Raw genomic sequence first — 7,740 nt, forward strand, 5'->3', positions numbered from 1 at the left:
ACCGCCACCCGGGCGCCGCGCCCCCAGTCCACCGCGGACTACAGGTGGTGGGGCGCGCCGGGGGCGCCCGCGCCGGTTCCGGCGGCGGTGGCCTTGCCCTCCTCGTCGAGCACGTCCGTCAGGACGACGTGGGCGCCCGCGGCGACCGCCTGCCGCGCGGCCTCGGCGCCGAGGCCGCGGGCGGCGCCGGTGATGATGACGGTCTTGCCGGTGAGGTCGTGCAGTTCGCTCATGGTTCTCTCCGCGGGGTGGGGGCCCCAAGCAGGGCCGTGGTGGTCTCGACGAGGTCGGCGAGGAAGAGCGGCTCGTCGGTCAGGGGGGTGGTGCCGGCCAGGTACTGGCGGGCCCGGTCGCCCATGGCGGCGCCGATGAGGGTGAGCGCGAGGTCGAGCCGCTCAAGGCGTACGGGCTCGGGGAGTCGGGCCGTCAGGCAGTCCTCCACGCGGCCGATCAGCTCCCAGTAGACGGTGCCGTCGATGGTGGGGTGCGGGGTCCGGGTGCGTACGCCGCTCTCGTGGCTGAGCTGGGCGGAGATGCGCAGGCAGCGCCGGCCCCGCTCCGTTCGGAGCTCGGTGGCTTCGGCGTTCACCAGGGCGGTGAGGAGGCGGGGCAGGCTGTCGGACGCGTCCCCGAGCCGCGCGAGCTCGGCCTCGAGGACCTGCTCGGTCCGCGTCTGCCGGGCGGCCATCACGGCGTCGAGCAGCCCGGCGCGCGAGCCGAAGTGGTACTGGACGGCGGAGGGATTGCTCTGCCCGGCGATCCGCACGATGTCCCGGAGCTGGGCGCTGTCCACGCCTTGCGCGGCGAACACTTCTTCCCCGGCGCGGATCAGCTTCTCCCGGGTGTCGGATCCTGAGGTCCTGGCCATGGGGCAACTGTAATGCTGCCCATTATTAAAAGCGAGATCTGCTGCGCTGCCGGGCAATCGGGTGGGTGGGCGGGAGAAAATCCGCCGCGAAGCGGCGGTCTAGAGCGGGGCCCGCACCGCTAATCGCGTCTTGGCCCGCGGCATCGCCGGGTGCAACCCGAGCAGCACGATGCCGCCCACGATGGCCGCGAGGCCGACCACCTGCCAGGTCAGCGCCGCCGCATCCATCCGCAGCTGGTCCCCGAGAAAACCCACCCCGCACACAATCCCCGCCAAGGGCTGCGCGGCAGTCAGCGCAGGCAGCGACATCCGCAGCGGCGCCGTCTCGAACGCGCTCTGGACGAGCAGCAGCCCCGTCACGCCGAGCACAAGCACCGCATACGGCTGCCACCCCGTCAGCAGATGGGTCAGGCCCCCGTCGTCGAACCGCTGCCCGCTCACCCGCGTCAACGCGTCCTGCACCCCGTAAAGGAGACCCGCCGCCACCCCGAGCAGCACGGGCCCGACCGTCCACCGGTGCCGGGACGCCTTCGCGTACGCCGTGAGGAGCATCGCCGTACCCACCATCACGCCCATGATCAGCCACTGCCGCAGCTGACCGGACTCCGCGGTCCCGCCCTGCGGCTGCCCCGCCACGATGAACGCCGTCACCCCGCCCGCGAGCAGCACGAGACCCGCCCAGCCCTGCCGTCCCAGGGGCTGCTTCGTCCGGTAGCGGGAGAGCGTGAGCGCGAAGAGCAGGTTCGTGGCGAGGAGCGGTTCCACCAGGGAGATCTCACCTTGGGCCAGCGCGAGCGCGCCGAGGACCATGCCGCACACCATCAGGCCGATCCCGCCGAGCCACTCCGGCACCTTCACCAGGTCGAGCAGGAGCCGCGGCGAGAGGAAGTCGCTCAGCGGGGCGCGCTGGGCGGCGTCCTGCTGGAACACGAAGCCGAAGCCCAGGCAGCAGGCGGCCGATACGCCGAGGACGAGGATCAGGACCGACACGTCGTACCTCGAGACGGGGGACGGGACAGGTGCTCAAGGCGGGCCACGGGGTGGGGACTTGGCGGGTACCCGGCCGACGATAGTCCCGTTCTCCGTGGCCCGCTCCGCGAGTGACCCGAACCGGGTAGTTGACGTGGGTCACCTGGGTACTCAGGATCTGACTCACCAGTAACTCCCCCCTTTGGTGCGCCCCCGCCCCCGTACTAGGAGGAACGACCCTTATGGCCTACGACGCAGATGTGATCGTGATCGGCGCGGGTCTCGCCGGGCTCGCCGCGACGGCCGAGCTCGTCGACGCCGGCCGCCGGGTCATCCTCCTTGACCAGGAACCCGAACAGTCCATCGGCGGGCAGGCGCACTGGTCCTTCGGGGGACTGTTCTTCGTGGACTCGCCGGAGCAGCGGCGCCTGCGGATCAAGGACTCGCACGCGCTCGCCCTGCAGGACTGGATGGGCACCGCCGCCTTCGACAGGCCCGAGGACCACTGGCCGCGGAAATGGGCCGAGGCGTACGTCGACTTCGCGGCCGGCGAGAAGCGGTCCTGGCTGCACGGGATGGGCGTGCGGTTCTTCCCCGTCGTGGGGTGGGCCGAGCGCGGCGGGTACGACGCGCAGGGGCACGGGAACTCCGTGCCGCGCTTCCACATCACCTGGGGGACGGGACCGGGCCTTGTCGCACCGTTCGAGCGACGGGTCCGCGAAGGCGTCGCCCGCGGCCTCGTCCAGCTCAAGTTCCGCCACCGCGTCTCCGGTCTCTCCCGCAGCGCGGGCAGCGTCGACACCGTCACCGGAGAGGTCCTCGAACCCTCCGGCGTCGAGCGCGGCAAGGCCAGCAGCCGTGAGGTCACCGGATCCTTCGAGTACCGGGCCCAGGCGGTGATCGTGACGTCCGGCGGCATCGGCGGCAACCACGATCTCGTACGTGCCAACTGGCCCGAGCGGCTCGGCACTCCGCCCGAGCGGATGGTCGCGGGCGTACCCGCGCACGTCGACGGGCGGATGCTCGGCATCGCCGAGGGCGCGGGTGCCCGCCTGATCAACCGCGACCGCATGTGGCACTACACCGAGGGCATCCAGAACTGGAATCCCATCTGGGAGAACCACGGCATCCGCATCCTGCCGGGCCCCTCGTCGCTCTGGCTCGACGCGCGCGGCGACCGCCTGCCCGTCCCGCTCTTCCCCGGCTTCGACACGCTGGGCACGCTGGAACACATCATGAAGTCCGGGTACGAGTACACGTGGTTCGTGCTCAACCAGCGCATCATCGGCAAGGAGTTCACGCTCAGCGGCTCGGAGCAGAACCCCGATCTGACCGGCAAGTCCGTGCGCGGTGTCATCGAGCGCGCGCGTGCCGATGTGGCGGCCCCCGTCAAGGCGTTCATGGACCACGGCGCCGACTTCGTCGTCGAGAAGGATCTCGGCGCGCTCGTGCGCGGCATGAACGCCCTGACCAAGGAGCCCCTCATCGACGAGGCGGCGCTGCGCCGCACGCTCCAGGCGCGCGACCGCGAGATCGTCAACCCCTTCACCAAGGACCTGCAGATCACCGCGATCCGCGGCGCCCGCAAGTTCGTCGGGGAGCGGCTCATCAGGGCGGCTCCCCTGCACCCGATCCTCGACCCGAAGGCGGGCCCGCTCATCGCGGTGCGGCTCAACATCCTCACCCGCAAGACACTCGGCGGCCTGGAGACCGACCTCTCGTCGCGCGTCCTGGCGCAGGGCGGGGATCCGCTTCCCGGTGTGTACGCCGCCGGAGAGGCCGCCGGATTCGGCGGCGGGGGAGTGCACGGCTACCGCTCGCTCGAAGGCACCTTCCTCGGCGGCTGTCTCTTCTCGGGGCGCGCGGCCGGGCGTGCGGCCGCCAAGTCCGTGAGCTGAGAGGTCCGTTCGCCGCTGCCGCCGAGCAATCGGCGGCAGTTGTCCGAACCGTGTCCAAGCGGGCAGCCACGCAGGTCGGGATGAAGTCTGAGGGATTTGAAACGAGTTGGTGAAGGCCGTCACGACGGGCTGACCTTGACTGGAGCGCTGCCTACCGCTTTGCTAAGCGTGATCATCCGTAAGCGAGCCGCGCCGGGGAGGAAGTCCCGCGGTGTCACCACCCCCACCCCCCTTGGGCCGTTCCCGCAAGCGAGCGGCGCACACCTTCGACTCCGCGCTCGACGACGCCGAACTGGTCACCGCCCGCACCGCGTTGGCCCAGGGCCGTTGGACCGAGGTCCGTGCGCTGTTCGCCGCCACCGGCGACGACTGGGACCGCAGGGGCCACCGGTTCGGCGTACTCGCGCAGGAGCACTCCACCACCGCCTGGACCCGTGACTGGCGGCTCGCCGAGCCCGAGAGCACCGACGCCGCCGTGCTGCTCGCCTACGCCGCGGTGCATCTCGCGCTGCGCGGCAAGGGGCGCCCGGAGAAGGCGCGGGAAGCCTGCCGGGAGGCGGCGGCGCTGGTCCCCGCCGACCCCACGCCCTGGCTCGCGCTGCTCACCCTGGAGCGCACCCTCGGCCGCGAGGAGGACGTCGTGCGGCTCTTCGACGAGGTCCGCCACCGGCACCCCGAGCACCATCACGCCCACCATCTGATGGTGGCCAGGCTCGCCGAACGGCGCCCCGCCGCGGGCCAGGACCCGCTGCACGAGGTGTACGACTTCGCCGCCTGGGCGGCCGAACAGGCCCCCGCGGACTCGCCGTTGGCGGTCCTTCCCGTCATCGCGCACGCCGAGCGCTACCGCGTCCTCGCCACCATCGGCAGCGAGCCCGCCGACCCCGCGGCCTCCGGGCACTGGACGGGCCGCCGGGCCCGCCAGGTCATGAAGGCGGCCTTCGACTGGTGGCTGGAGTGGGAGATGCCCGAGAGCAGGGCCCATCCGCGCTGCCGCGTCGACCTCAACTTCCTTGCCCACGCGAAGTTCTGCGAGGGCCGTGCCGCCGAGGCGGCCGCGCTGTTCCACCGCATCGGGCGGCACGCGACCAAAGACCCCTGGTCGTACCCGGACCGGGACCCGTACACGGCGTTCACCGCCGCGCGCGACGTCGCGCGCGGAGCAGCCTGACCCACCGCACCCATTCGTCCCCCCTGAAAGGACCACCGCGCCATGGCGACGGGAAGTTCGAGCAGTACGAGCGGCGGCAGAGCCGCCGGAGCACCCGCCGCGAGCGCCGCCACCGAAAGCGGGATCAGCACCTACGTGGGCGAGGAGCGGGCCCTGCGCGCGGGCCGCCTCGGCACCGCGGGACTGCTGCTCTCCGTGCTCGCGGCGACCGGGCCCCTGATGGTCGTGGCCGGCGTCATGCCCACCACGTACGGCGTGATGGGTGTCGTCGGACAGCCGCTGCTCTTCCTCGTCCTCGGCGTGGTCCTCGGTCTCTTCAGCTTCGGGTACGCCGAGATGAGCCGTCACGTGCACAACGCGGGCGCCTTCTACGCGTACATATCGCGCGGCCTCGGCGGCACCGCGGGCGCCGGTGCATCGCTGGTCGCGCTCGTCGCCTACAGCGCCCTGCAGGCGGGCCTCTACGGCCTCCTCGGCTTCGAGGTCTCCGGACTGCTCAACACGTACTTCGAGGTCGAAGTCGCCTGGTGGATACCGGCACTTGTCACCGTCGCCGTCGTCGCCGTGCTCGCCTGGCTGAAGATCGACCTGAACGCGCGGGTCCTCGGCGTGCTGCTCCTGGTCGAGGTAGCGCTCGTCGTCATCTTCGACATCGCCGCCATCGCCGACCCGGCCAAGGAGGGCCTGTCCCTGCACGCCTTCAACCCGGACACCCTCACCGGCGCGGGCGTCGCCACGTCGCTCTGCTTCTGCATCGCGGCCTTCACCGGCTTCGAACAGGCGCCGGTGTACGCCGAGGAGACCAGCCGTCCGCAGGTCGTCGTCGCCCGCGTGATGTTCTTCGCGGTGGGCTTCGTCGCGCTCTTCTTCGCGATCAGCTCCTGGGCGCTCACGGTCGCTGCGGGCCCCTCCGGCATCGTCCCGGCCGCGCAGGAACAGAGCGCGGGGCTGCTCTTCGGGCTCACCGAGTCCCGGCTCGGCGGAGCCTTCACCGACGTACTCCATGTCCTGTTCGTGACCGGCATGTTCGCGGCGATCCTCTCCTTCCACAACGTGGTCGCGCGGTACGCCTTCGCCATGGGCCGCGAGGGACTGCTGCCCGCCGCGTTCGGGAAGACCAACACCTCCACCGGCGCCCCCGGCACCGGCTCCCTGCTCCAGACGGTCGTCTCCGTCCTGATCGTGGTGGCCTTCGCGGTGACCGACGACGGCCCGTTCGGCGACCCCACCGCGCCGGTCCTGCACCTGTTCACCTGGCTCGGCAACATCGGCGCCCTGGGCGTCATCCTCCTCATGGCCACGGCGTCCGTCGCGGTCATCGTCTTCTTCGTGCGCCGCGGCGCCGCCCGTGCCCAGGCCTGGCGCATCACCGCGTCCGCGCTCGCCGCGACCGGCCTGCTCGTCATCGCGGGCTACACGGTCAAGGACTTCGACGTCCTGGTCGGCGCGGGCCCCGGCTCGGAGCTCAGCTGGGTGCTGCCCGGCATCATCCTGCTGGCCGCCCTGATCGGCGTGGTCTACGGCGCGGTCCTGCGCTCCACCAAGCCGGACGCGCACGCCAGGATCGGCCTGGGCAACGAGGCGTTCCAGCTGGAGAAGGCGGCGCGTCCGGATATGACGGAACGCTGACGGACACCCGCGGCCCCTGTACCCCGGGGGCCGCGGGTGCTCGAATCGAAGGGTGACAACTCCCCATCCGCACCAGCCCGAAGAGGACTACGGCGAGCGCGGCGGCGCACCGGTCGGCCGCCGTCTTGTCCTCGGGATGCTCGGCCTGGGCGTCGCGGGCGTGGCCGCCGCGCCGCCCCTCCAGCGGGGCCTGGAGTCCTTCCTGGGCGCCGCCTCCGACAAGGACCCCACCGGCCTGACGGACCTGCTCCCCAACGGCGGCGGCTTCCGCTACTACTCGGTGGCCTCGTCCGTCCCGCACCGCGACGCGTCGTCGTACCGCCTGAAGATCGACGGCCTGGTGGACAGGCCGACGACGCACTCGCTGGCGGACCTGCGTGCCCTGCCCCAGACCCGCCTGGTCCGCGACGTCCAGTGCGTGACGGGCTGGAGGGTGCCGGGCACCCCCTTCGAGGGCGTACGGCTCTCCCGGCTCCTGGACGCGGCGGGCGTGCGCCCCACGGCCCGCGCCGTGCGCTTCACCTGCTTCGACGGGACGTACAGCGAGAGCCTGACGTTGCGGCAGGCGCGGCGGGCGGATGTGCTGGTGGCCCTGCGCATGCAGGACAAGGACCTGGGCCACAGCCACGGCGGCCCGGTCCGCCTCTATGTCGCCCCCATGTACTTCTACAAGTCGGCGAAGTGGCTCTCGGGGATCGAGCTCACCGACGAGGTGGTGCCGGGGTACTGGGAGCGCCGGGGTTACGACGTCGACGCCTGGGTGGGTGATTCGAATGGCCGTGACGACGAGCCGACGGCGGTCTGAGGTCGCGCGCTTCACTCCCGCTCAGCGGTGGGCGCATCGCCTGACGGCGGTCCTGATGGGGGTGTGCGTGGCGACGGCGGCCTGCCTCTACCTCCCGTTCCTCGCCGAACTGGTCGGCCGCCGGGCGCTGGTGGTGACCCTCCACACGTGGTCGGGCGTGCTGCTCCCTGCCCCCTTCCTGGCGGGCCTGGCCTCCCGCGCCTTCCGCGGCGACCTGCGGCTCCTGAACCGCTTCGGCGCGCACGACAAGGTCTGGCTCCGGTCGGCCCTGCGCCGCAGGGCCGCGCCGCGCCCCCCGGGCAACGTCAAACCCGGGGCCAAACAGTTCCCCGGGGGGGTCGGCGGGGGGGGCCGGGTTATGGTTGGCACCGGGCTGCGTGTGTGGTTCAACCCACGAGCC

At 71.9% G+C, this 7,740-nt stretch carries 6 protein-coding genes and 2 pseudogenes; 5 read left to right on the top strand and 3 right to left on the bottom strand.

Going from position 1 to position 7,740, the window contains the following annotated elements; genetic code table 11:
- Positions 1–62: 62 nt before the first annotated feature.
- The 3 genes and pseudogenes from ACFWY6_RS42790 to ACFWY6_RS42800 all read right to left on the bottom strand — a co-directional run.
- Positions 63–224 (bottom strand): annotated as a pseudogene (locus ACFWY6_RS42790) (SDR family NAD(P)-dependent oxidoreductase); the annotation flags it as partial.
- A gap of 5 nt (positions 225–229) precedes the next feature.
- Positions 230–868 (bottom strand): TetR/AcrR family transcriptional regulator, encoded by a 639-nt coding sequence (locus tag ACFWY6_RS42795; RefSeq protein ID WP_384702518.1) that lies wholly within the window; start codon positions 866–868, stop codon positions 230–232.
- A gap of 99 nt (positions 869–967) precedes the next feature.
- Positions 968–1,858 (bottom strand): DMT family transporter, encoded by an 891-nt coding sequence (locus ACFWY6_RS42800; protein WP_384702521.1) that lies wholly within the window; start codon positions 1,856–1,858, stop codon positions 968–970.
- Between the two features lie 221 nt (positions 1,859–2,079).
- Between ACFWY6_RS42800 and ACFWY6_RS42805 the strand changes: the two genes are divergently transcribed.
- From ACFWY6_RS42805 to ACFWY6_RS42825, 5 genes and pseudogenes are all read left to right on the top strand, one after another.
- On the top strand, positions 2,080–3,735 hold the full coding sequence (locus ACFWY6_RS42805) for an FAD-binding dehydrogenase (protein ID WP_384702524.1): 1,656 nt from the start codon (positions 2,080–2,082) through the stop codon (positions 3,733–3,735).
- A gap of 211 nt (positions 3,736–3,946) precedes the next feature.
- Entirely contained in the window at positions 3,947–4,906 is a 960-nt protein-coding gene (locus ACFWY6_RS42810; protein WP_384702527.1) for a hypothetical protein, read from the top strand.
- Between the two features lie 42 nt (positions 4,907–4,948).
- Positions 4,949–6,535: an APC family permease gene (locus ACFWY6_RS42815; RefSeq protein WP_384702529.1), complete on the top strand. Its 1,587-nt coding sequence runs from the start codon at positions 4,949–4,951 to the stop codon at positions 6,533–6,535.
- Between the two features lie 136 nt (positions 6,536–6,671).
- Positions 6,672–7,340: a molybdopterin-dependent oxidoreductase gene (locus tag ACFWY6_RS42820; RefSeq protein ID WP_384702532.1), complete on the top strand. Its 669-nt coding sequence runs from the start codon at positions 6,672–6,674 to the stop codon at positions 7,338–7,340.
- Positions 7,309–7,740 (top strand): annotated as a pseudogene (locus ACFWY6_RS42825) (formate dehydrogenase); the annotation flags it as partial. The gene ACFWY6_RS42820 and the pseudogene ACFWY6_RS42825, both read left to right, overlap by 32 nt.

Source organism: Streptomyces sp. NPDC059037 (genome assembly GCF_042740015.1).
Classification (GTDB): domain Bacteria; phylum Actinomycetota; class Actinomycetes; order Streptomycetales; family Streptomycetaceae; genus Streptomyces.